The organism is Bradyrhizobium sp. WBOS08, assembly GCF_024585125.1.
GTDB lineage: Bacteria > Pseudomonadota > Alphaproteobacteria > Rhizobiales > Xanthobacteraceae > Bradyrhizobium > Bradyrhizobium japonicum_B.
In genome coordinates this window covers 2,197,661-2,220,691 of sequence record NZ_CP028988.1, presented here as the reverse complement: position 1 = coordinate 2,220,691, position 23,031 = coordinate 2,197,661, and the positions used below count along the sequence as shown (strand labels likewise).

The window sequence follows — 23,031 nt, the reverse complement described above, 5'->3', positions numbered from 1 at the left end:
GAACTAGCCGACACGCCAACGCTCAGAAGGAGCCGCTGGGGGCCCGCAGCGGATGCGAAAGTCCTTCATCTTCAATGCCCAGCTGTTGCGACCGCCTTGCGATGTCCGGAAAGCGGGAGATCCGCTTTACCAGCTGTCCACCATGCTCCAAGTCAGTTGCGGATCGCGTAGAGCGGCGTTCGCAGGGTCAGCTGGTAAGACGGCTTCGGCGTCCAGGCGAACTGTGCGGTGATGCCGAACAGGCGGTTGTCGTTGTCGTCCATGCGATCGAGGTCGAGCCGCAGGATCGGCTGCGTGAAGGATTCCGCAAGCGTCCGGCCCGCCAGCTGCGCGCCGCCGAACGATTGCATGCCGAGGCGGCCGGTGAATTTCCAGTTGCTCGGCCATTGGTAATAGCCGCCGGCATAGAGGATCGTGTTCGGCCGGATGCTGGCGAACGGGCTGGCGATGGTGGTGTAGGTATGCTGCACGCCGGTCAGCCAGCCCCGCGTCTCGTCCTCGTCGAGCGCGTAGTCGAATTCCAGGATGTTGTTGAGCGAATTCGTCATGCCGTGATCGTTCGGCACCGATTGCGTCAAGGTCGATTGCAACGTGATGGTCGGGATCGCGCCGCCATCCTGCCGGTAGAGGTCGGCCTGCACGCCGATGTTCCAGCTCGTGATGTCGAACCTCGACCAGCCGTCGCCAATGTCGGTCGTCGAGCCCGACACGCCGCCATACAGCGAGACGCGGTCGTTGACGTCGACGGTGAGCGGCAGGTCGAGGGCAATCGATTTCGCGGCCGGCAGGCCGTTTGGCAACGTTGCGCCTCTACGCACCGCCAGGGCTTGCAGCGCGGCCGATAGCGACGTTGTGCCGAAACCGAGCCCGAACGTCCCCGCGGGAACCGACGCATAGCTCGTGCGCAGATCGAGATAGAGGTTCGGGACCGCGGGTTGCGCTGCTGCATCCTCCTCATCGTCCGCCGAGAAGGCGGCGCCTGCCGAAATCGTCAGGCCGGCCAGTCCCATCGCGACAGCGCGCAAGCTCGGACGATGCGATGGGCGGTGAGGAGACACGAGACAATCCGACGCGCGGGCGAAATCGCGTGCTAGATGGAACGTGATCGCTGCCGTGGTCAAGCGCCATCCGCAAGCCATGGACTGCATCGATGGGCGCGGCTACCTTGTCGTGACTGCACCGGCCCGCTCGCCCGCCGGAGCAGGCCGGAACAATGGAGGACGCCAGCCATGACCACGACACGCCGCATCTTGCTCGCCGGAATGGCAGGACTCGCCGTCGCTCCGGCCGCCGTGGCCGCGGTACCCGCGCCGGCGCGCGATGACACGACGGTTGCCGAAGAACGCTTTGCGCGCATGATTGCCGCAGCGCATGCGCCCGACGTCAATTGCGCCCGCCAGGCGGAGCGCTATGCGGACGCGCATTGGCCTGACTATGTCATGGCGGCGAGGGCCGTGCTCGGCGCGCGGGTGTGATCTACCTCTCCACCGCTCGCCGCACCTGCTCGCCGATCTGTGACAGCACGAGCTGCGCCTGCGGCAGGATCGCGCCCATGGCGTGGAAATTGTGAACCATGCCGTCGTGGCAGACATGCTCGACGGCGACGCCCGCGGCGAGCAGCTTGCGGGCATAGGCATTGCCCTCATCGCGCATCGGGTCGTACTCGGCGGTGTGGATGATCGCGGTCGGCAGGCCTGTGAGCCGCGTGGCGCGCAGCGGAGACACGCGGGGATCGGCCGGGTCGATGCCCTCAGGCAGATAGTCGGAAAGATCGGCCTCGATCGTGACGCGGTCGATCAGATGGCCCTCGGCAAAGGCCTCGCGCGACGGCGAGGTTTCCTCGAAATCCAGCACCGGGCAGATCAGGCATTGCGCGGCGATGGCAAGGCCCGCGGTCTGCGCCGCCTCCTGGCACACGATCGCGGCAAGCGTTGCACCGGCGGAATCGCCGCCGACCACCAGGCGGTCCGCATCGATGCCGAGCGATGCGGCCTCGCGCGCGACCCATTCGGTGGCGGCGATGGCATCGTCGATGGCGGCAGGAAACCTGTGCTCCGGCGCGAGCCGGTAATCGACGGAAATGAGGCGGCAGCCGGTGGCATGCGCCAGCGCCGCCGCGATGCGGTCATGCGTGGCGATACCGCCGGCGACGAGGCCACCGCCGTGAAAGAACACGAAGCCCGGTGCAACCTCGTCGGCATTTGCGGGCGTGTAGAGGCGATAGAGCAGGTCGCCGTCACGGCCGGGCAGCACGCCGTCGCGCGTCGTCACATCGGGCGCATCCGCACGCGCGAACTGCATCAGCTTGGCCAGCGATTGCCGCCGCGCCTCCACGCTCGGCCGGCTCTTTGCCTGCGGTGCGGCCGCGGTCATCATGGTCAACAAGCGCTTTGCGAGCGGATCGAGCGGCATGGCAATCTCCGTATCATTGCCCGCATTATAGCCTGTTTGGCGCGTTTTATCCGCCGGGAGAGGGTGCTGGTCCGAAAGCAAATCATTTAGGAATTGGGACAATAGTGCTCTTATATTTCCAAGGGGAGGCCGTCATGGCCGAGATCAAGAAGCCGATCGAATATTCGCCGAGCTGGACCTTCTTCGAGGGCAAATGGCACGACGGCAACGTGCCGATCATGGGCCCGCGCACGCACGCGGCCTGGCTCGGCTCTGTGGTATTCGACGGTGCGCGCGCGTTCGAGGGCGTCGCGCCCGATCTCGACCGTCACCTCGCGCGCGCCAATCAATCCGCGATCAATTTCGGCCTGAAGCCGGTGGTCGATACCGCCACCTGGCTCGGGCTCGCGCGCGAGGGCATTGCGCGCTTTGCGGCCAATGCCGAGCTCTACGTCCGTCCGATGTATTGGGCGCAGAACGGCTCGGGCGGCGGCGTGCTGTTCGACCCCGAGACCACCAATTGGTGCCTGTGCATCTACGAGGCGCCGATGCCAAAGCCGGTCGGCAACGCCATCACCCTGTCGCCGTTCCGCCGCCCGACCGCTGAATGCGCGCCGGTCGAGGCGAAGGCGGCCTGCCTCTATCCGAACAATTCGCGGGCGCTGGCGGAGGCCGCCTCGCGCGGCTTTCAGAACGCGCTGATGCTGGACATGCTCGGCAACGTCGCCGAGTTCGGCAATTCCAACGTGTTCATGGCCAAGGACGGCGTGGTCTATACGCCGGCTCCCAACGGCACGTTCCTCAACGGCATCACGCGCCAGCGCGTCATCGCCCTGCTTCGCGGCGACGGCGTCAATGTGGTCGAGAAGACGTTGCGCTATGCCGATTTCCTTGCTGCCGACGAAATCTTCTCCACCGGCAATTTCGCCAAGGTCGCCCCGGTGATCCGCATCGACGAGCGCGAGCTGAAGCCGGGCCCGCTCTACACCAGGGCGCGAAAGCTCTATTGGGACTTTGCGCATGCGATGAAGCTGGCGGCTTGAACCCGCAATTTCCCCTCGTCATGCCCGGGGCTTGTCCCGGGCATCCACGTTCTTCTGAGGACGTCGTGGTGCGTGGATGGCCGGGACAAGCCCGGCCATGACGGGAGCTATCTGCGCTTCCGAAACCGGCTGAACTGAAACGCCTGCGTCGAATCCCACGGCGTCTGGTGCATCTCGCTGCGGGTCTCGATCAGCTCGAACCCCGGCCCGAGCTCGGCTGCGAGGCTGGCGCTGTCATGGCGCTGCACCGGCAGGCCGCTGCATTTCTCCGGACCATCGTGCGCAAAGGTCGCGATGATGACGTGGCCGCCCGGCGCAACCGCAGCCCGCAGGCGCTGGACATACGCCGCCCTGTCGCCGGGGTCGGTCAGGAAGTGGAACGCGGCGCGGTCGTGCCAGACGTCGTAGGTCTTCGCCGGCTGCCAGTTGGTGGCATCGGCAACGATCCAGTCGACCATCGAAGCGGCAGCGCCGATGCGCTTCTTCGCCGCGTCAAGCGCATGGGCGGACAGATCCAGCACAGCAACGTCGCGATATCCGTCAGCCAACAGCGCATCGACCAGACGCGAAGCGCCGCCGCCGATATCGATGATGGCTGATCCGCGATCGGGATTGCTCGCCCGGATCATCGCGAGCGAGGTCGACGGGCTATCCTGAAACCAGCTGACCTCGTCCTCGCCCTTGGTGGCGTAGACGCTGTCCCAATGGGAGCTTCGGTCGGACATCCTGTATTCTCCGGCTCAAGCGGGTGCCGGGACGAAGGAAGGGCTACTCCTCCTTCTTCGACATCCGCTCCAGGCGCTCCTGCATTTCCTTCATCTGCTGGCGCAAATCGTCGATGTTGCTGTCCTTCGGCGCTTCGGCATTCGCTTCGGACTCCGCCTCGGCGGCGGTCGCCGGGCGCGGCGGGACGAAGGGCTTGAACATCGAGAAGGTCTGCTGGAACAGCTCCATGTTGCGACGGACTTGTTCTTCCAAGGGAGCAAAAGGAGTGCCGGACAGCGTGTTGGCGATCTGCTTGCGGAACTTCTCTTGCTCCTGGGTCAGGGTCGCGATCGACTGCTCCAGATATTTCGGCACCACCATCTGCATGCTGTCGCCGTAGAAGCGGATGAGCTGGCGCAGGAAGGTGGTCGGGAGCAGGTTCTGGCCGGCCTTGTTCTCCTGCTCGAAGATGATCTGGGCGAGCACCGAGCGGGTGATGTCGTCGCCGGTCTTGGCGTCATAGACCAGGAAATCCTCGCCTTCCTTGACCATCGCGGCGAGATCTTCCAGCGTCACATAGGTGCTCGTTCCGGTGTTGTAGAGCCGGCGGTTCGCGTATTTCTTGATGGTGGTGGGTTGGTCTGATTTCGCCATGGGCTCTCACTTGCAAGCGCGGAGAACGGGAACCCGGCGGGCGATGCCGCAGGGCGGGAAGAGTACGCAACGCAACAAAATAAGCATTTTCAAAGGGGTCACGCTACCGTTTTGTGCGGCACGGTTAATCGCAGAGCAAAATCTTGCTTGCGAAAGCGCCAAGAACGCTATTTTGAATGCGCTGCGGCATGAATTCGGTCGCCGGCCGATTGACATGCCTCAACGACGTTAACAGGATGGCTCACGACACTGGCGAGCGGTTTCGTAGAGCCCCGCCTGCCCCCATTCAAAGAACCACAAGCCTCAGGAGATGCCCATGTCAGACGATGTCGTCATCGTCAGCGCCGCCCGCACCCCGGTCGGTAGCTTCAACGGAGCGTTCGCGACCCTCCCCGCCCACGATCTCGGCGCCATCGCCATCAAGGCGGCATTGGAGCGCGGTGGCATCGAGCCTGGCCGGGTCTCGGAGGTCATCATGGGGCAGATCCTGACCGCAGCCCAGGGCCAGAACCCGGCCCGTCAGGCCTCGATCGGCGCTGGCATCCCGGTGGAGAGCCCGGCCTGGGGCGTCAACCAGCTTTGCGGCTCGGGCCTGCGCACGGTTGCGCTCGGCTACCAGGCGCTGCTCAACGGCGATTCAGAGATCGTGGTTGCCGGCGGCCAGGAATCCATGAGCATGGCCCCGCACGCCCAGTATCTGCGCGGCGGCGTCAAGATGGGCCCTGTCGAGTTCGTCGACACCATGATCAAGGACGGTCTGTGGGATGCCTTCAATGGCTACCACATGGGCAACACCGCCGAGAACGTCGCGCGGCAATGGCAGATCACCCGCGCCCAGCAGGACGAGTTCGCGGTGGCCTCGCAACAGAAGGCCGAGGCGGCGCAGAAGGCCGGCAAGTTCAACGACGAGATCGTCCCCGTCACCATCAAGACCCGCAAGGGCGACGTCGTCGTCAGCGCCGACGAATATCCGCGTCATGGCGCAACGCTCGACGCCATGGCCAAGCTCCGTCCCGCCTTCGAGAAGGACGGCACGGTCACCGCGGGCTCTGCATCCGGCATCAATGACGGCGCGGCCGCCGTGGTGCTGATGACCGCCAAGCAGGCGGCCAAGGAAGGCAAGAAGCCGCTGGCGCGAATCGTCTCCTGGGCGCAGGCCGGCGTCGATCCCAAGATCATGGGCTCGGGCCCGATCCCGGCTTCGCGCGCCGCGCTGAAGAAGGCGGGCTGGAATGTCGGCGATCTCGATCTGATCGAGGCCAACGAGGCCTTCGCGGCTCAGGCCTGTGCCGTCAACAAGGACCTCGGCTGGGACACCTCCAAGGTCAACGTCAATGGCGGCGCGATCGCGATCGGCCATCCGGTCGGCGCGTCCGGTGCGCGCGTGCTGGTGACGCTGCTGCATGAAATGCAGAAGCGCGATTCGAAGAAGGGTCTCGCCACGCTGTGCATCGGCGGCGGCATGGGTATCGCGATGTGCATCGCGCGCGACTGACGCTGGCTGACGTGCAGCTTGCGCGCAGTTTGCGGGTGCGCTGCACACCTCAGTGAGTGCGTTGCACGCGACTAAAAAGGCAGCGGCTGCAAATCAAATATTCTTCGCAATCGCGCAGGCCTCGACTAAATACAAACGCCCGGCTCGACGCCGGGCGTTTTGTTCTTGATGTCCGTCAAACCAACCGCATAATCCAACGTTAAAAAACGATCACGTCAGAAACGTCCGAGAGTCCAAGGAAGAGTCCAAGGGAAGGAATACGACATGGCACGTGTTGCATTGGTCACGGGGGGTACGCGGGGCATCGGTGCTGCGATCAGCAAGGCGCTGAAGGCGGCCGGCTACAAGGTCGCGGCGAGCTATGCCGGCAACGACGCGGCGGCGGAGAAGTTCAAGGCCGAGACCGGCATTGCCGTCTACAAATGGGACGTCAGCAGCTTCGAGGCCTGCGCCGAAGGCGTGAAGAAAGTCGAGGCCGATCTCGGCCCGGTCGAGGTGCTCGTCAACAATGCCGGCATCACCCGCGACACCGCCTTCCACAAGATGACGCTCGAGCAGTGGAACGCCGTCATCAACACCAATCTCGGCTCGCTGTTCAACATGACGCGCCAGGTCATCGAGGGCATGCGCGCGCGCAAGTTCGGCCGCATCATCTCGATCTCGTCGATCAACGGCCAGAAGGGGCAGTTCGGCCAGGTCAACTATTCCGCGGCCAAGGCCGGCGACATCGGCTTCACCAAGGCCTTGGCGCTGGAGAACGCCAAGGGCGGCATCACCGTGAATGCGATCTGCCCCGGCTACATCAACACCGAAATGGTGCAGGCGGTGCCGAAGGACGTTCTGGAGAAGAACGTGATCCCGCAGATCCCGACCAACAGGCTCGGCGAGCCCGAGGAGATCGCGCGCGCGGTCGTGTTCCTCGCCGCCGACGAGTCCGGTTTCATCACGGGATCGACGCTGACGGTCAACGGCGGCCAGTACATGGTGTGATGCGTCGGCATCACATGCGATCATATCGGTAACTCCGTCATGCCCGGGCTTGTCCCGGGCATCCACGGCCTTACAACAGCCGTCGAAGAACGTGGATGGCCGGGACAAGCCCGGCCATGACGGAAACATTGGGCCGATGACTCCCCGCACCGCCACGCTGATTGGATTGACCGCGATCCTGATGTGGTCGCTGCTCTCGGTGATGACCGTGGCGACCGGAAAGATCCCAGCGTTCCAGCTCGCCGCGATGACCTTCGCGATCGGCGGCCTGGTCGGTCTGCTCACCTGGATCGGGCGCGGCGATGCGGCGAAGAGCCTGCGTCAGCCGCTGGTGGTCTGGGTCGTCGGCGTCGGCGGCCTGTTCGGCTATCACGCGCTGTATTTCCTCGCGCTGCGCTTCGCGCCGCCGGCCGAGGCCGGCCTCCTGAACTACATGTGGCCGCTTCTGATCGTGCTGTTCTCGTCGCTTCTGCCGGGTGAGCGGCTCGCTTTGCATCACATCGTCGGCGCCGTGCTCGGCCTCGTCGGCACTGTGCTGCTGTTCGCCGGCAACACGAGCGGGCTTGCGCCGGGAGCGGTGCCGGGATTGATCGCGGCCTTCATTGCTGCGTTCGTCTGGGCAGCCTATTCGGTGCTGTCGCGCCGATTGAAAGCCGTGCCGACCGATGCGGTCGCGGGCTTCTGCCTGGCCACAGCCTTGCTGGCCGCGCTGATGCACGGCCTGCTTGAGACCACGGTGTGGCCGGAGACGGGCTTGCAATGGCTCTCGGTGATCGCGCTCGGCATCGGCCCCGTCGGCGCGGCGTTCTATGCCTGGGACATCGGCATGAAACGCGGCGACATCCGCGTGCTCGGCGCCGCCTCCTATGCCACGCCGCTGCTCTCGACCGGCTTCCTCATCGCCGCCGGCTTCGCCAAGGCCAGCGCCAACATCGCCATTGCCGCGATCCTGATTGCCGGCGGCGGCCTGATCGCGGCCAAGGACATGGTGCTGCGAAAACGTTGACTGTCATTCCGGACTCGCCGCATGCGCGGCGCCCCGGGATGACGGGATGCAGCTACGGCTCCCAGCCCCTTGGTGCGAGCTCGAAGCCTGCGAACTCGAACGCGGGCGCGACGGTGCAGCCGACCAGGGTCCATTCGCCCGATGTTTCCGCCATCTGCCAGGCGTGCGCCGGCGCGATCGCCTGCGGCCGCTCGCCGCCGGCGAGGTCGGTGCCGAGCCGCACCTCGTGCTGCGAGCAGCCGTCATGGGCGATGCGCAGCATCAAGGGGCTGCCGGCGTAATAATGCCAGGTCTCGACCGCATCGACGCGGTGCCAGTGCGAGCGCTCGCCGCGGGCGAGCAGGAAATAGATCAGGGTCGAGCGCGAACGGCCGTTGGCGTCGGTGGCCTTGTCGCGAAACGTCTCGCGATAATGGCCGCCCTCGGGATGCGGCCGCAGTTCAAGGCGCGCGATGATCTCGGCTGCGGTCGGCATCGAATCCCGTCAGGCTTTGTTGGTCAGGACTTGTGCGTCAGGATTTATTCTTGCGCTCGCGCAGCTCGCCGAACACCGCGGCGGCATCCGCGCCCTTCATGTGCAGCTTGGCGGCGACCTGTGGCTCGTCGGCACGCAGGAAGACGTTGGCGCGTTTCTCCTCGCCCAGCAGCGTCGGAATGGTCGGCTTGTTCTCGGCCCGCAGCTTCGCCACCTCCGCCGCGCGAGCCTGCAGCGCCGCATTGTCGGGCTCGACGGTCAGCGCGAACCTGACGTTGGAAGCCGTATATTCGTGGCCGCAATAGAGCTTGAAGTCGTCGGGCAGGGCGCGCAGCTTCAGAAGCGAATCCCACATCATCGGATAGGTGCCCTCGAACACGCGGCCGCAACCGATCGAGAACAGCGTGTCGGCGGCGAACACCGTCTTCTCGGTGTCGAACACGTAGGAGACGTGGTCGAGCGTGTGGCCGGGCGTCTCCAGGACGCGTGCCAGCAGATTGCCGATCTTGATCACGTCGGCGTTGGCGACACGCAGGTCGACGTTCGCGATCTCAGTCCCCTTGTCGTGCGGCGCGACGACGCGGCAATTGTATTTGGCCTTGAGCTCGGCGACGCCGCCGACATGATCGCCGTGATGATGGGTGATCAGGATGTCGGTGAGCTGCCAACCCTCGCGGTCCAGTGCCTTCAGGATGGGGCCGGCCTCGGGCGCGTCGATCGACGCCGTCGCCTTGGTCTCCACATCGTGGATCAGATAACCGAAATTGTCGTTTAAGCAGGTGAAAATACGAATTTCGGCAGCCATGTCATCTCCATCGGGCTCAGCCCCGCCAGACAAATATGGCGTTAACGTTGCGCAGGCAATGCAATATTCCGCGCGCAGGCGCAGCCCTGCGCATGTTACATTGCGGTCATGACCATCGACGTCGTCGACCTCCGCGAGTTCTATTCGCGCCGCCTCGGGATCGTGGCGCGACAAATGATCAATCGCGGCATCAGGGAGCGCTGGCCGGGCGCCGAGGGCCAGCGCGTGCTCGGCCTCGGCTATCCCACGCCCTACCTGGGGCTGTTCCGTGAGGACGCCGAGCGCTGCATCGCCTTCATGCCGGCGGCCCAGGGCGTCCTGAAATGGCCGACGGGACGGCCGGCGCTGGCCTCGCTGGTCGACGAATTCTCGCTGCCGCTTGCCGACGCCGCGGTCGACCGCATCCTGCTGGTTCACGCGCTGGAGATGTCGGACGATCCGGCCGCGCTGCTGCGCGAGGTGTGGCGCGTGCTGTCGCCCTCGGGCCGCGTGATCGCGGTGATCCCGAACCGGCGCGGGGTGTGGACCCGCACCGACAGCACGCCGTTCGGTCACGGCCGGCCCTATTCGCGCTCGCAGATCACCGATCTGTTGCGCCAGACCTGGTTCACGCCGACCGCGTGGGGCGAGGCGCTGTTCATGCCGCCCTATGCCGGCGGCTGGGTGCTGAGATCGGCACAGATGTGGGAGCGCGCCGGTGCGGCGCTGTCGCTGCCTTTTGCCGGCGTGCACATCGTCGAGGCCACCAAGCAGGTCTACCGTGCGATCCCCGCCAAGCGCGAGCGGGCGCGGCTGATTCCCTCGCTCGCCAAGCCGGTGCTGGTGCCGTCCTCGACCGTGACGCGCAGCTGAAAAAAATCGTCCCGGCAAGGCCGGGACGAGTTCGGATCAGAACAGCAGAAGAGCTTACTCGCCGGGCGCGAGATCATCGCTCGAGGCGGCTGGCGCTGCCTCGCGCTCGGGGCGCGGGCCATGGGGCCGGCGCCGTCGGCGTGGAAACCGTTCGCCACCGCCGCCACCCTCGAAGCCGGGCTGGCCACCGTTTGCGCCGACATTCACCTGCGGCTGGGGGCCAGTGATGAAGGACGGCAGGCGATCGACACCGCCGGCATCGGCGATGACGGGCTGCGGCTGGTTCGCCGGCAGCGGCTGCGGCTGATATTGCGGCTGCGGGCGATGATCGCGCTCGCGGTGCTCGCGCGGCTGGTGGTCGCGCTGATAGGGCTGCTGCTGGTTGTCGCGTGGCTGATGATCACGCTGGTGATGTTCGCGCTGACCGTCGCGGTCGCGTGCGAAAGGCTGCTGCGGCGGCTGCGGAACGAAGCCCGGCTCCTGGCCGAAATTCGAGAAATTCTCGCCGTCGTCTTCGTCGTCGCCGCTGGGGCTGCTGATGGGCTCGTCACCGCGCGGCTGCTGGTTCTGGCGGAATTGCTCCTGCGCCGCCGCGATCAGGCGAAAATAATGCTCGGCATGCTGGTAGTAGTTCTCCGCCGCAACGGGGTCGCCAGAGGAGCGGGCGTCGCGCGCAAGCTGGAGATACTTTTCGGCGATGTGCGAGGCCGTGCCGCGGATCTTGATGTCGGGTCCGTTGGACTCGTAGACCCGGGTCATCGGGTTCTGGCTGCGCCGATTGTTGTTGTTATTGTTGTTGCGGTTGCGCATCCGCTGCTTGTTCTGACCGTTTCTCATGTCCTGCCTTTAATTCCAGCCCTAAAGGTTGCACGCATTACTGATTGCTAGGAGTGACCTGATGACAGCGGTTTCACGTCGCACGCGCGCACCGCGCGCAAGAGCGGATCCAACCCTGCCGATGTTCGTCGACCGTCGCGTTCAACAAGGACGCGTTCCCCACCCGCCAGCATTGATCGCCAGCGAATCCATTCATTTTGCCTGCCGAAACAAGCCCAGCGGTGTTGCGTAAGTCTTCAAGCGCAATATCAGGCTTTCGTTCACGTTGCGGTCGGAGAGCAGCGCAGCTCCACTGGCTATCGCGCTTCACAGGACCTGCGGCTTGGAACCTATAATCAGTAAAGCTCTCGCCCGAGAGCCCGGCTTTCACCCGCAAGTCTACGGGGCCGGCACCGATGTGTTGATCGGAACGTAGTCGTTCCCAAGGGATATTCCAAGAGCTTTTTGCAAGCCAATCCGGCTTTTATGGGGGCATTTTTCGGGCCGAAACGGCCCGCGGAATGCCCGCCAGGTCGGCCTTGGGTGACCTGTCCATTGTTAACCCCGCTGCCGCCATCAGGGTTTCAATATTTCCCGCTTGGCCCCGGCCGGCCTCGACGATCAGCACCCCGCCGGGGGCGAGGCGCTCGCTCGCCTGCGGGATCAGGGCGCGGTAGGCGTCGTATCCGTCGTTGCCGCCGTCGAGCGCCAGATGCGGATCGTGCTCGCGCACCTCGACGCTCAAGGTCGGAATTTCGGCCGAGGGGATATAGGGCGGGTTCGACACGATGAGGTCGAACGGGCCGCGGAGCGCTGCCGCATAGGAGCAGGCGACGAAAGCGGCGCGGCCGCCGAGGCCGAGAGCGACGGCATTGTCGCGCGCCGTGCTGAGCGCGGTCAGGCTGATATCGGTGCCGATGCCCAACGCATCGGGAATTTCGTGCAACAGCGCGAGCAGGATCGCGCCCGATCCGGTGCCGATGTCGGCGATGCGCGGCGGTCGTCCCGATACTGTAAGCTCCCGAAAAATCTCGAGCGCCAGCTCGACCACAGTCTCGGTGTCCGGCCGGGGCACCAGCGTTGCCTCGGACAGCCGGAACGGCATACCCCAGAACTCCCGCGTGCCGACAATGCGGGCAACCGGCTCATGCGCCAGCCGGCGCAACGCATATTGCTCCAGTCGCAGGGTCTCCTCGGACGTCAGCCTTCGCGCTGCCTGCGTCACCAGGCCGGTCAGATCAAGCTGCAGAGCCGCCCCGACCAGCAGGCGCGCATCGAGGGCAGGCTCCTCGATGCCGGCCGATCGCAGCCGCGCGGTGAGGGCGCGACGCGCACTCTCTATGCTGTGTACGGGATCGAAGCCTGTCGCCAATGGAACCATCCTGCCCGGCATCGTGGATAGATCGGCGGGCTTGCTTGCGTCAATTGAAAGGAGCGCGTTTGATCGCGCCTCGCAAGCGTGGAGGAGACCCATGACGGCCTATGACGATCAGAATGTCTTCGCGAAAATCCTGCGCGGCGAGATTCCCTGCTTCGAGGTTTTCAGGGACGATCGCAGCTTCGCGTTCCTCGACATTATGCCGCGCTCGCCGGGGCATACGCTGGTCATTCCCCGCGCGCCGGCGCGCGGCATCCTCGACATCGCCGATGACGACCTCGCCGCGGTCGCGAGAACTGCCAAGCGGATCTCGATTGCGGCGATGAAGGCCTTCGACGCTGAGGGCATCATCCTGCAGCAGTTCAGCGAACCCGCCAGCGGGCAGGTGGTCCTTCACCTGCACATCCACGTCATGCCGGTCCGGTCCGGTGTCGAGCTGTTGCCGGCGCAGACGCGGAAAGAGGACATGGCCGTGCTCGCCGATCATGCCAGACGGATGATTGCGGCGCTTGCCGGCTAGGGCGTGATCCGGCAAAGCGCGCGGCAGTCCTAAACGCCGAGATAGCGCTGCAGCAGTTCCGGCTGGGCCTTCAGCTCCAGCGCCGGCCCCTCGTGCACGATGTGGCCGTTGTTGATGATGTAGATCCGGTTCGCCAGCGCCAGCGTCGCCGCCAGGTTCTGCTCCACCAGCACTATGGTCTGGCCGGCGGCCGCCAGCTCGCGGCAGGCCTTGACGAGATCGTGGACGATGACGGGCGCGAGGCCCTCGAACGGCTCGTCCAGCAATACGATCTTGGGATCGCGCACCAGCGCCCGCGCGATCGCCAGCATCTGCTGCTCACCGCCGGACAGCTCGGTGCCGCGGTTGTTGCGACGCTCCTTCAGCCGGGGAAACATCTCGTAAATGCGCCCGAGCGGCCATCGCTTCGGCGCCGTGATCCCCGCAAGGGCGATGTTCTCCTCCACCGACAGGCTGCCAAAGATGCGGCGCTCTTCGTGCACGAGCTGCATGCCCGCCCGCGCGATTTTGTGGCTCCTGCGTCCGGCGATGTCGATGCCGTCGAACTTGACGCTGCCGCGGCGCGGCGTCACGACGCCCATCAGGCTTTTCAGCGTGGTGCTCTTGCCGGCGCCGTTGCGGCCGAGCAGCGCCACCACCTCGTGACGCTCGACCCGCATGGCGACGTCGAACAGGATATGGGAATCCCCGTAATAGCTGTTCAGGCCGTTGACCTCGATCAGGCTCATGCGGCGATCTCTCCGTGAACGCCGCCGAGATAGGCTTCCTGCACCGCGGCGTTGGTCTTGATTTCCTCAGGGCTCCCGGAGACCAGCACGCGGCCTTCCTGGAGCACGGTGACGCGCTCCACCAGCTCGAACAGGGAATCCATGTCGTGGTCGATGATGATCATGGTGCGGCCGCGAGCGATCGACTTGAGCAGCTTGACGGTTTCGACCCGCTCGCGCGGGCTCATGCCGGCGAGCGGTTCGTCGAGCAGCAGCAGGCGCGGCGAGGTCGCGAGCGCAAGCCCGATCTCCAGCCTGCGCTTCTCGCCATAGGCGAGCTCGGACACGGGCGTGTCGGCGCGGCGGGTCAGATTGACCAGCGCCAGCGTGTGCTCCACCTGCTCGTCCAGGCCTTTGACGCTCGAGAGCTTGCGGAACAGATCGAGGCGGAATTTTCCGCGCAGATCGGCGAGCGCGGCGATCGTCAGGTTCTGGCGGACGGTGAGCCCGGTGAAGAGCTGGTTGACCTGATAGCTCTTGGTGAGCCCGAGTTGGCATACCTCGGTGACCTTCAGCCCGGTGATGTCGCGGCCTTCGAACACGATCTGGCCCGACGTCGGCGCGATCTCGCAGGTCAGCATCTTGAAGAAGGTCGACTTGCCGGCGCCGTTGGGGCCGATGATGCCGCGCAGCTCGCCCTGATTGACGCTGAAATCGATGTCGCTGTTGGCGACGAGGCCGCCATAGCGCTTGGTGAGGCCGGTAGCTTTTAGTATCGGTCCGGAATAGGCGGGGTGCTCGACCTCCTTGGCCAGCATCGGCGATGGCGGAGGTTGCTGTCTCGCCTCGGCCTCTGCCGCGACTGCTTCACCCTCAGCTTCCGCTCGCTTGCGCCTGCCGGATGCGAGGCGGTAGAGATCGGCAATCCCACCGATGATGCCGCCGCGCAGGAAGCAGACTAGCAGCACGAACACGACACCGAGCACCAGCTTCCAGGCGGCGCCTAAGCCGAGCGCGGATTGAAGGAAGTCCTGAAGGAACAGCCAGACTGTTGCGCCGACCAGCGGCCCGAACAGCGTGCCTCTGCCGCCAATGGCAGTCTGCATCACCAGCTGGCCGGAGGTCTCGAAGGTGAAGGCGTCGGGCGGCATGAAGGCCTGGAGCACGCCGAGCAGGCCGCCGGCGAACCCCGCATAGGCGGCAGCGATCACGAAGGCGGTCAGCTTGTAGCCGTGGATGTTGTGGCCGACTGCCGTGGCGCGCAGCGGATTGTCCCGGATCGCGCTGAAAATGGCGCCGACCGGCGAGCGGACGATCCTGAGCGCGACGATGACGCCGACGAGGTAGCACAGCGCGATGAATTGATAGAGCGACCAGCCATTGGTGAAGTGAATGGTGGTGAAGCCGAGATTGAAGCTCGGCGTCGGCACGCCGGGCAGGCCGTTTTCGCCGCCGGTGAAATCCGAGAGCGGATTGAACTCGACGAAGAAGAAGACCTGCGCGATCGCCACCGTGATCATGGCGAAATAGATGCCGGTGCGGCGCAGCGCGATCAGGCCGACCAGGTAGCCGGTCGCGGCGGCCGCGACCATGCCGATGATCAGTGCACCCAGCACGTTGCCGAAACCCGCGCGGGTCAGGAGATAGGCCGCGACGAAGCCGCCGGTGCCATAGAACGCGGACTGGCCGAACGATAACAGGCCGGTGAAGCCGAACAGGATGTCGAAGCCGAGGCCGAACAGGCCCCAGACCAGGATCCGATTCACGGTGTTGGGCGCGAAGCCGAGATGAGGCAGCACGAAGGGCGCTGCGATCAATCCGATCGCGGTCAGGGTCTCGATCAGAAAAGGGCGTTGCTTGAGCATTTCTGGAATCGCTTATTCGCGGCCCTGGACGCCGAGCAGGCCATGCGGTCGCACCACGAGCACGAGCGTCATGACCGCAAACAGCATCACATAGGCATAGCCGGGGTTGAACATGGAGGTGACGCTGATGATCTCGCCGGCGATCAGGCCGCCGAGGATCGCGCCGGGGAAGGAGCCGACGCCGCCGATCACCACCACCACGAAGGTCTGCACCAGGATGTCGTCGCCGATGCCGGGTGTCAGCGACACCACCGGAGCGTTGACGATGCCGGCAAAGCCGGCGGCCATCGCACCGATGCCGAACACCACCATGAAGACGCGGTAGACGTTGATGCCGAGCGAATCGACCATCACGGAATCTTCGATGCCGGCGCGCACGATCATGCCCAGCCGGGTCCGGTAGAGCACCAGGAACAGGGCTCCGAGCGCGACCGCGACGATGCCGACCACGGCGAGGCGGTAGGTGGGATAGAACATGAAGCCGAGATTGGTGATGCCCTGGAACAGCGCCGGCGGCGGCACGATCTGCGATTGGCTCGAGAACATCAGGCGCACCAGCTCGACGAAGCAGATGCCGAGCCCGAAGGTCACGAGCAGCTGATCCTCGTGTGGCCGGTGATAGAAATGGCGGATGATGAGGCGCTCCATTGCGACGCCGAGCAGCATCACGAACAGCGAGCCGGCGATCACGGCGATAATGAACGATTCCGTGTACTGGTAGGCGACCAAGCCGGCATAGCCGCCGATCATGAACATCGCGCCATGCGCGAGGTTGAGCACGCCGAGGGTGCCGTAGATGATGGTCAGGCCGGAGCTGATCAGCGCGAGCAGCGCTCCGAGCGCGAGCCCGTTGAAGAGCTGCGAAACGAGGTTGGGCCAACTAATCATGCAATGATCACGGTTGCGGCACGCTTGCGCGGCGTACCAGAAACAAGGCGACGCCGTAGGAGCCGGAAGCGGCCTACGGCGTCAGGGGCACCGGCGGGGCTCAGCTATAGTCGCCGAGATGGCAGCCGAACGCGTCCGGCTTCTGCATCAAGCCTTCACCCGGCACGATCTCGACGACGTCGTACCAGTCTTCCTTGCCCTTCATGTCCTTTTGCTGCTTGCCCTTGACGATGATCACGGGGCGGACGCACTGGTGGTCTTCGGGGCGGTAGTGCACGTCGCCGACGAGCGAGGGGATCGTCTCGCCCTTCTCATAGGCCTTGATCACGTCGGGCGGGTTGAAGCTGCCGGCCTGCTCGCACATGCGAGCCCAGTGCGCGAAGCTGACATAGGCGTTCTCCGCGCCCCATTCCGGCTTGTAGCCGTACTTCTTCTCGAACGCCTCGTTGAACATCTTGGCCAGCGGGAACTTGTTCTCGAGCGTCCACCAATAGTCCGTGGCGGCATAGACGCCCTGCATCAGGCCGCCGGTCTCGCGCGCGATGAACGGCACCTGATACGGGACCACCAGCTTCATCTTATCGAGCACGCCGAACTGCTTCGCCTGCTTGGTCGACAGCACCGCGTCGTGGCCCCAGTTGACGTTTATCAGCACGTCGGCGCCGGAATTCGCGACGTTCAGAAGATAAGAGGAATAGTCGGGCGCGCCGAGGGGCGCGACCTGGTTGGTCACGGTGCTCCAGCCGGCGGTCGCGAGGAAGTCCTGCATCGACTTGGTGACGGTGTGGCCGTAGGTGTAGTCAGGCGTGAGATACGCAGCTTTCTTGCCCTTGCCGAATTCCTTAACCATGACAGGGCCGATCGCGGCCGCGGCGGTTTGGCCGAAGAAGTTCTGGCGGAAGCCGTAGCGGACGCAGTCCTTGCCGGTGGTGTCGTTCGAGCCGGAGATGCCGCACACGAAAATCACCTTCTCGCGCTGAGCCAGCTTGTTGAGCGCGACCGCGACCGCGCTCGAGGTGCCGCCGGTGATCATGATTGCCTTGTTCTCGCTGATGAAGCGCTGCTGAGCCTGCACCGCCTCGTTCGGTTTGGCTGCGGAATCCGCAACGCCGAACTTAAGCTCCTTGCCGAGCACGCCCTTCGTCGTCTTCGGCGAGATCTTCTTGATCAGCTCGTGGCCTTCGTTGATGTGCTCGATCGCGAGTTGATAGCCCTTGAGCTCGTCTTCCCCCTGCACGGCATAGGTGCCGGTGCGCGGCACCGAGATGCCGATGAAAGCGGTGGAACCCGAGACGCCCACGGGATAGGAGCCGATCGCCGGCTTGTCCTCGGCAAAGGCCGGCAACGCCGGCAGCACGGAGCCGCCGATGAGGCCTGCCGTGGTCTGGAGCAGGCCGCGGCGCGAGAGGCCGCGGCGGATGAGATCGTCAGTCATGATGGTTTCCTCCGATATCGTTCTTGTTGGCAGGCTAAGCACGACGCAACCGACGGCAGCTGGCCGCGAAGGCCCGCCCGCGCCGGGTACGTCACGTCCGCGTGTAAGCTCTTATGCGTAAACAGGGCTCGTAGAGACATTCTGTCAATTTCGCCTTTGGTCGAACGATCGAAATTATCGCGTGAAAACATATCGGAGAACGATATATATTAGTCTTTGTGAGTACGAGGCTGACGGTTTCGGCGGAGGAAAATGGCGCGGCAAACACCATTGGCGGGTTCCCGGAAGCAACGAGCATGGCCGCTAGCGGCGAAGCGACAGGCAACCGAGGAAAGCAATCATCACGTGGGACCGCAACTTGGCGATGCCTCCCACAGTGCGGAGCCTCGGAATCGTCCCGTCGGCCGGCACGGGCTCGTCGCTGGCGTCGTGCATTCGAAGCGCGAGCCGGGCCCGATGCAGAAGCTCAGCGTGCGTGCCCAGAACGTGCTGAAGGAGCTCGCGGTCGAACTCACCGGCGAGCAGCCGCCGAAGGGGGCTTGGTCCCCCTCTCGCAAATTGCTGCGCGCTCTGACGGCCGAGCGGCTCGCGACCGCTCGCAATTGCGGTCCTCACACCATGCGGGAGATCGTCGACTGGGCGCAGGGGTGTGGCGTGACCATCAGCCCGGTCATCCCGGCTGGCGGCTCGCTGGCGCAGATGTGGGGCGAGCTGATCGCCAATGCGTCGGCCCGCAGCCTGACCAGCGCCGAGATCGTCGGCGCGCTGCAGCGCTCGATCCGGCGGAAGAGCGTGCGCATCCCGCTCGCATTTCAGGACATCCTGGTGAAGAGCCTGTTGTCCGACCTCGAATAGGAGGCCGCAACAGCCCCGGATATTTGTGCATCCGCGGCGCCGGTCGGTTGGTTCCGCCCATCCTTCCTTGCTAATCTCGGCAGCGTGCTTCGCCGGCGTGCTGAGGTCGAAGGCAGGATGGCTGAATCGAAACGAAAGACTGGACAGACGGCGCGGGCCACACTCGCAAAGAGCGGCGCGATGCGCGAGGCCGACTACACCGCGCTTGCGCAATTCCGCTACCAGTTGCGAACCTTCCTCGCGTTCAGCGAAGCCGCGGCCCAGAACGCCGGGTTGACGCCGCAGCAGCACCAGGCGCTGCTGGCGATCAAGGGGCTGGCCGGCCCCGACGGAGCCAGCGTCGGCGACCTCGCCGGCTTCCTCCTGATCCGGCACCATACGGCAGTGGAGCTGGTGGATCGCATGGCGAAGCTCAAGCTGATTAGCCGGGAAGCCGATCCCGAGGACGCGAGGCGCGTTCTCGTCAAACTGACGGCGAAAGGCGAGCAGAAGCTGCGATCGCTTTCGCGCATTCACCTGGACGAGCTGAGCGCTGCCGCGCCCGCCTTGGCCAAGATCCTGCGATCGTTCCGGGCCAAATCGCGCTGAAAGAGGCGCGCCAGACGAAGGCGCGTGGACTAAGGACGCTGACGTGCGGCGTCACGCCGCCGCGCCTTGTGCAGCGAGCTGCGCGGCCTGGTGCTCGGTGGTCAGCGCGTCGATCAATTCGCCGAGCGCTTCGCCCGCGATCACCTGCGGCAGCTTGTAGAGCGTCAGATTGATGCGGTGATCGGTGACGCGTCCTTGCGGAAAATTGTAGGTGCGGATGCGCTCGGAGCGGTCGCCGGAGCCGACCTTCTCCTTGCGTTCGGCCGAGCGCGCGGCGTCGACGCGCTGCCGCTCGGCGTCGTAGATGCGCGAGCGCAGGATGTTCATGGCGGAGGCGCGGTTCTTGTGCTGCGAGCGGCTGTCTTGCATCATCACCACGATGCCGGTCGGGATGTGGGTGATGCGGATCGCCGATTCGGTCTTGTTGACGTGCTGGCCGCCGGCGCCCTGCGCGCGCATGGTCTCGATGCGCAGATCGTCGTTCTTGATGTCGACGTCGACGTCCTCGACCTCCGGCAGCACGGCGACCGTCGCCGCGGAGGTATGGATGCGACCCTGCGTCTCGGTGTCGGGCACGCGCTGGACGCGATGCACGCCGGATTCGAACTTCAGCTTGGAGAACGCGCCGCGGCCCTGCACCTCCGCGATGATTTCCTTGTAGCCTCCGACGGTGCCTTCGCTGGCCGAGATCACCTCGACCTTCCAGCCCTGCAAGGCTGCGAAGCGCTCGTACATGCGGAACAGGTCGCCGGCGAACAGCGAGGCCTCGTCGCCGCCGGTGCCGGCGCGGATTTCCAGCACCACGTTGCGGTCGTCCATGGCGTCCTTGGGCAGCAGCGCCACGCGGATCTTCTGGACCAGCTCCTCGATCTTCGGCGCCAGCTCGTCGCGTTCGGCTTCCGCCATGGCCCGCATCTCGGCATCGGTCGCGGGATCGGCGATCAGCGCCTCGGTGTCGGCGAGCTCCCTGACAGCGGAACGGTAGGCCTTCACGGCTTCGATCAGCGGCGTGATCTCGGCGAGCTCGCGCGTGATCTGCACGTAGCGTTCGGAGGCGAGCTGCCCCAGCGATTCGGCCTCGAGCGAGGCGTGGTGCGCAAGCAGCAGATCCAGTTTGGCTTCGGGGAGTGACGACATCGGTTAAGTCTCAAATGGCGGAAAGAGGCAAGGCGGCAGGAAGCGGCGACAGGCCCGCTACAAGGCCAGGCCTTCGGCCTCGGCAAATTCCGTCAGCTTTTGCCGGATCGAGACGCTGCCGGCCGGCGCGTCAAGCAGCGGGCCGAGCATGGCTTCGGCCTTCTTCGCATCGACATCGAGCACCATGGCCTTGACCGGGCCGAGTGCGGTCGCCGACAGCGACAGCGAACGGTAGCCGAGCGCAATCAGCGCCAGCGCGCCGATCGGCTTCGACGCCATTTCGCCGCAGAGCGAGAGCGACTTCTTCGCCGCATGGCATTTGTGCGCGATCTGGCGCAGCGCGCGCAGAATCGGCGCCGACATGGTGTCGAAGCGTTCAGAGACCTTGGCATTGCCGCGATCGACCGCGAACAGGAACTGGAACAGGTCGTTGGAGCCGACCGAGATGAAGTCGACCTTCCGCAAGAGCTCGTCGAGCTGATAGAGCAGGGCCGGCACCTCGACCATGGTGCCGATGTCGATTCGTTCAGGCAGCGTGTGGCCGTGCTGGCGCAAGTACGTGAGCTCACGCTCGACCAGTGCTTTGGCCGCATCGAATTCGGCGACCTCCGAGATCATCGGAAACATGATGCGCAGCGCGCGGCCGCCGCCGGCGCGCAGCAGCGCCCGGATCTGGCCGCGCAACAGGCCGGGGCGGTCGAGCCCGAGCCTTATCGCGCGCCAGCCGAGCGCGGGATTCTCCTCGATCACCGCTTCCATATAGGGCAGCGCCTTGTCGCCGCCGATGTCGAGCGTGCGGAAGGTGACGGGCTTACTGCCGGCGGCATCCAGCACGGTGCGATAGAGCGCCAGCTGGTCGCTGGTGCGCGGCAGGCTCTGGCCCACCATGAATTGCAGCTCGGTGCGGAACAGGCCGATGCCGGCGCTGCCGGTGTCCTCGATATGCGGCAGGTCGATGGCGAGCCCCGCGTTGATCATCAGCTCGACCTTCTGGCCGTCCTTGGTGACGCAGGGGCGGTCGCGCAGCGCCAGGTATTGCGCCTGGCGGCGCGCGCGGAAGCGCACGCGCTCGGCGAAGGCAGCTTCGACCTCCTGCGAGGGACGCACATAGATCGAGCCGGAGGTGCCGTCGACGATGATGGCGTCGCCGGGATCGGCGATGCCGGGCGCGTTCGGGACTTCGCCGACCGCAGGGATGCCGAGCGCGCGCGCCACGATCGAGACGTGGGAATTGGCGGTGCCTTCCTCCAGCACGATGCCGCGCAGGCGCTTGCGGTCGTAGTCGAGCAGCGCCGCCGGGCCCATCGCGCGCGCGATGACGATGGCGTTGTCGGGCAGCTGCTCGCGTGAGGGCGCGTGGTCCTGGCCGACCAGCTGCCGCATCAGGCGGTAGCCGAGATCCTCAAGATCGTGCAGGCGGTCGCGCAAATAGGGATCGGTCGAGCGCAGCATGCGCGCGCGGGTGTCGGATTGCACGCGCTCGACCGCGGCTTCCGCGGTGAGGCCGGTGGCGACCGCCTCGTGCAGCTTGTGCGACCAGCCCTGGTCGTTGGCGAACATGCGGTAGGCTTCCAGCACCTCGCGATGCTCGCCGCCCTCGGCGACGTCGCCGCGCTCCAGCATGCGGTCGAGATCGGCGCGCAGCTTGGCGAGCGCGGTGTCGAGCCGCTTGATTTCCTTCGGCAGGTCCTCGGCGATGTAGTCCTTGATGACGACGCGCGGCTCGTGCAGCACGACGTGGCCGAGCGCGATGCCCTCCGACAGGATCGCGCCGACCTTCTGCGCGGAATGGCGCGCGGCCGGCTCCTGGCCCGGCTGCGCCAGCGCGGAGAGCTCGCCGGAGGCGATCAGCTCCGCCAGCACCATCGCGGTGGTCTGCAGCGCCTCGAGCTCTTCCTCGACATAATTGCGCTTGGCGCGGTTCTGCACCACCAGCACGCCGAGCGTGTTGCCGGCCCGCAGGATCGGCACGCCGAGGAAGGAATGATAGATCTCTTCGCCGGTCTCGGGGCGGAACGAGAAGGCCGGGTGGCTCTGCGCGTCGCTCAAATTGAGCGGCGTCGCCTCGCTGGCGACGAGGCCGACCAGGCCCTCATGGGCGCTGAGCACGGTGTGGTGGACCGCCTCGCGGTTGAGGCCTTCGGTGGCGTAGAGCTCGAGCGTGTTGTCGATGCGCAGCACATAGACCGAGCACACCTCGGCCACCATGTTGGCGGCGATCAGCACCACGATCTTGTCCAGCCGCTCCTGGGCCGAGACCTGCTCCGCCATGGTTTCGCGGAGCCGTCTCAACAAGACGCGGGGACCTCCCGACGCGCTCCGCATGAACCGTCACTCTCCTCCGTCTGCCGGGGCCGAAAGGGGCCGCGGCTGCTCGCCCAGTATCCAGAAAAACAACAAGTTTGCTCGTCCGGCGCCGGCTCAGG

23 protein-coding genes are annotated in these 23,031 nt (G+C 65.4%); 9 read left to right on the top strand and 14 right to left on the bottom strand.

All coding sequences use genetic code 11. From position 1 onward, the window contains the following. Window positions 1-152: 152 nt before the first annotated feature. Window positions 153-1,025, bottom strand: a complete 873-nt coding sequence (locus DCM80_RS10725) for a hypothetical protein (RefSeq protein ID WP_257196922.1) — start codon at window positions 1,023-1,025, stop codon at window positions 153-155. Between the two features lie 204 nt (window positions 1,026-1,229). Here DCM80_RS10725 and DCM80_RS10720 point away from each other — a divergent pair, with 204 nt between their 5' ends. Further along, window positions 1,230-1,475 (top strand): hypothetical protein, encoded by a 246-nt coding sequence (locus DCM80_RS10720; protein WP_257196921.1) that lies wholly within the window; start codon window positions 1,230-1,232, stop codon window positions 1,473-1,475. Window position 1,476: 1 nt separating this feature from the next. Here DCM80_RS10720 and DCM80_RS10715 read toward each other — a convergent pair whose 3' ends face one another. Next, window positions 1,477-2,412 carry an alpha/beta hydrolase gene (locus DCM80_RS10715; RefSeq protein ID WP_257196920.1) on the bottom strand — a complete coding sequence of 312 codons (936 nt, stop codon included), beginning with the start codon at window positions 2,410-2,412 and terminating at the stop codon, window positions 1,477-1,479. 134 nt (window positions 2,413-2,546) lie between these two features. Here DCM80_RS10715 and DCM80_RS10710 point away from each other — a divergent pair, with 134 nt between their 5' ends. Beyond that, window positions 2,547-3,434 carry a branched-chain amino acid aminotransferase gene (locus DCM80_RS10710; protein ID WP_257196919.1) on the top strand — a complete coding sequence of 296 codons (888 nt, stop codon included), beginning with the start codon at window positions 2,547-2,549 and terminating at the stop codon, window positions 3,432-3,434. Window positions 3,435-3,541: 107 nt separating this feature from the next. Here the strand turns inward: DCM80_RS10710 and DCM80_RS10705 are convergent, their stop codons facing one another. Continuing rightward, a complete protein-coding gene (locus tag DCM80_RS10705) occupies window positions 3,542-4,159 on the bottom strand; it encodes a trans-aconitate 2-methyltransferase (protein ID WP_257196918.1) in 618 nt (205 codons plus the stop codon). 43 nt (window positions 4,160-4,202) lie between these two features. Further along, a complete protein-coding gene (gene phaR, locus DCM80_RS10700; RefSeq protein ID WP_028139066.1) occupies window positions 4,203-4,793 on the bottom strand; it encodes a polyhydroxyalkanoate synthesis repressor PhaR in 591 nt (196 codons plus the stop codon). A gap of 316 nt (window positions 4,794-5,109) precedes the next feature. On the opposite strand from phaR, the gene DCM80_RS10695 reads away from it, so the two are divergent. From DCM80_RS10695 to DCM80_RS10685, 3 genes are all read left to right on the top strand, one after another. Next, entirely contained in the window at window positions 5,110-6,288 is a 1,179-nt protein-coding gene (locus DCM80_RS10695) for an acetyl-CoA C-acetyltransferase (RefSeq protein ID WP_257196917.1), read from the top strand. Window positions 6,289-6,552: 264 nt separating this feature from the next. Continuing rightward, window positions 6,553-7,278 carry an acetoacetyl-CoA reductase gene (gene phbB / locus DCM80_RS10690; protein WP_028139064.1) on the top strand — a complete coding sequence of 242 codons (726 nt, stop codon included), beginning with the start codon at window positions 6,553-6,555 and terminating at the stop codon, window positions 7,276-7,278. A gap of 136 nt (window positions 7,279-7,414) precedes the next feature. Further along, entirely contained in the window at window positions 7,415-8,284 is an 870-nt protein-coding gene (locus DCM80_RS10685; protein WP_257196916.1) for a DMT family transporter, read from the top strand. Window positions 8,285-8,336: 52 nt separating this feature from the next. On the opposite strand, the gene DCM80_RS10680 is transcribed toward DCM80_RS10685, so the two are convergent. Further along, window positions 8,337-8,759, bottom strand: coding sequence for a cupin domain-containing protein (locus DCM80_RS10680; protein WP_257196915.1), 423 nt, complete (start codon window positions 8,757-8,759; stop codon window positions 8,337-8,339). 37 nt (window positions 8,760-8,796) lie between these two features. Further along, entirely contained in the window at window positions 8,797-9,564 is a 768-nt protein-coding gene (gloB, locus tag DCM80_RS10675) for a hydroxyacylglutathione hydrolase (RefSeq protein ID WP_257196914.1), read from the bottom strand. 108 nt (window positions 9,565-9,672) lie between these two features. Here gloB and DCM80_RS10670 point away from each other — a divergent pair, with 108 nt between their 5' ends. After that, complete coding sequence (locus DCM80_RS10670) at window positions 9,673-10,416, top strand: class I SAM-dependent methyltransferase (protein WP_257178750.1); 744 nt, start codon at window positions 9,673-9,675, stop codon at window positions 10,414-10,416. A gap of 54 nt (window positions 10,417-10,470) precedes the next feature. Here DCM80_RS10670 and DCM80_RS10665 read toward each other — a convergent pair whose 3' ends face one another. Continuing rightward, window positions 10,471-11,253, bottom strand: coding sequence for a DUF4167 domain-containing protein (locus DCM80_RS10665; RefSeq protein WP_028139059.1), 783 nt, complete (start codon window positions 11,251-11,253; stop codon window positions 10,471-10,473). A 463-nt stretch (window positions 11,254-11,716) separates the two neighbouring features. After that, entirely contained in the window at window positions 11,717-12,613 is an 897-nt protein-coding gene (gene prmC / locus DCM80_RS10660) for a peptide chain release factor N(5)-glutamine methyltransferase (protein WP_257197923.1), read from the bottom strand. 91 nt (window positions 12,614-12,704) lie between these two features. Between prmC and DCM80_RS10655 the strand changes: the two genes are divergently transcribed. Then, window positions 12,705-13,130, top strand: coding sequence for an HIT family protein (locus DCM80_RS10655; RefSeq protein ID WP_257178748.1), 426 nt, complete (start codon window positions 12,705-12,707; stop codon window positions 13,128-13,130). Between the two features lie 29 nt (window positions 13,131-13,159). Here the strand turns inward: DCM80_RS10655 and DCM80_RS10650 are convergent, their stop codons facing one another. The 4 genes from DCM80_RS10650 to DCM80_RS10635 form a co-directional block, all read right to left on the bottom strand. After that, the gene (locus DCM80_RS10650) at window positions 13,160-13,858 is read right to left on the bottom strand and encodes an ABC transporter ATP-binding protein (protein ID WP_257178747.1); all 699 of its coding nucleotides are present in this window, start codon (window positions 13,856-13,858) and stop codon (window positions 13,160-13,162) included. Next, complete coding sequence (locus tag DCM80_RS10645; RefSeq protein WP_257196913.1) at window positions 13,855-15,702, bottom strand: branched-chain amino acid ABC transporter ATP-binding protein/permease; 1,848 nt, start codon at window positions 15,700-15,702, stop codon at window positions 13,855-13,857. The genes DCM80_RS10650 and DCM80_RS10645 overlap by 4 nt, the downstream gene beginning before the upstream one ends. 12 nt (window positions 15,703-15,714) lie before the next feature. After that, a complete protein-coding gene (locus DCM80_RS10640) occupies window positions 15,715-16,590 on the bottom strand; it encodes a branched-chain amino acid ABC transporter permease (RefSeq protein WP_257178745.1) in 876 nt (291 codons plus the stop codon). Window positions 16,591-16,690: 100 nt separating this feature from the next. Beyond that, the gene (locus tag DCM80_RS10635) at window positions 16,691-18,025 is read right to left on the bottom strand and encodes a substrate-binding protein (protein WP_257196912.1); all 1,335 of its coding nucleotides are present in this window, start codon (window positions 18,023-18,025) and stop codon (window positions 16,691-16,693) included. A 456-nt stretch (window positions 18,026-18,481) separates the two neighbouring features. On the opposite strand from DCM80_RS10635, the gene DCM80_RS10630 reads away from it, so the two are divergent. Next, window positions 18,482-18,880 (top strand): hypothetical protein, encoded by a 399-nt coding sequence (locus DCM80_RS10630; protein WP_257178743.1) that lies wholly within the window; start codon window positions 18,482-18,484, stop codon window positions 18,878-18,880. A gap of 117 nt (window positions 18,881-18,997) precedes the next feature. Then, window positions 18,998-19,468 (top strand): MarR family winged helix-turn-helix transcriptional regulator, encoded by a 471-nt coding sequence (locus tag DCM80_RS10625; protein WP_257197922.1) that lies wholly within the window; start codon window positions 18,998-19,000, stop codon window positions 19,466-19,468. A gap of 51 nt (window positions 19,469-19,519) precedes the next feature. Here the strand turns inward: DCM80_RS10625 and prfA are convergent, their stop codons facing one another. Further along, the gene (gene prfA, locus DCM80_RS10620) at window positions 19,520-20,605 is read right to left on the bottom strand and encodes a peptide chain release factor 1 (RefSeq protein ID WP_257196911.1); all 1,086 of its coding nucleotides are present in this window, start codon (window positions 20,603-20,605) and stop codon (window positions 19,520-19,522) included. A 57-nt stretch (window positions 20,606-20,662) separates the two neighbouring features. After that, entirely contained in the window at window positions 20,663-22,930 is a 2,268-nt protein-coding gene (gene ptsP, locus DCM80_RS10615) for a phosphoenolpyruvate--protein phosphotransferase (RefSeq protein WP_257178739.1), read from the bottom strand. Window positions 22,931-23,031 lie beyond the last annotated feature (101 nt).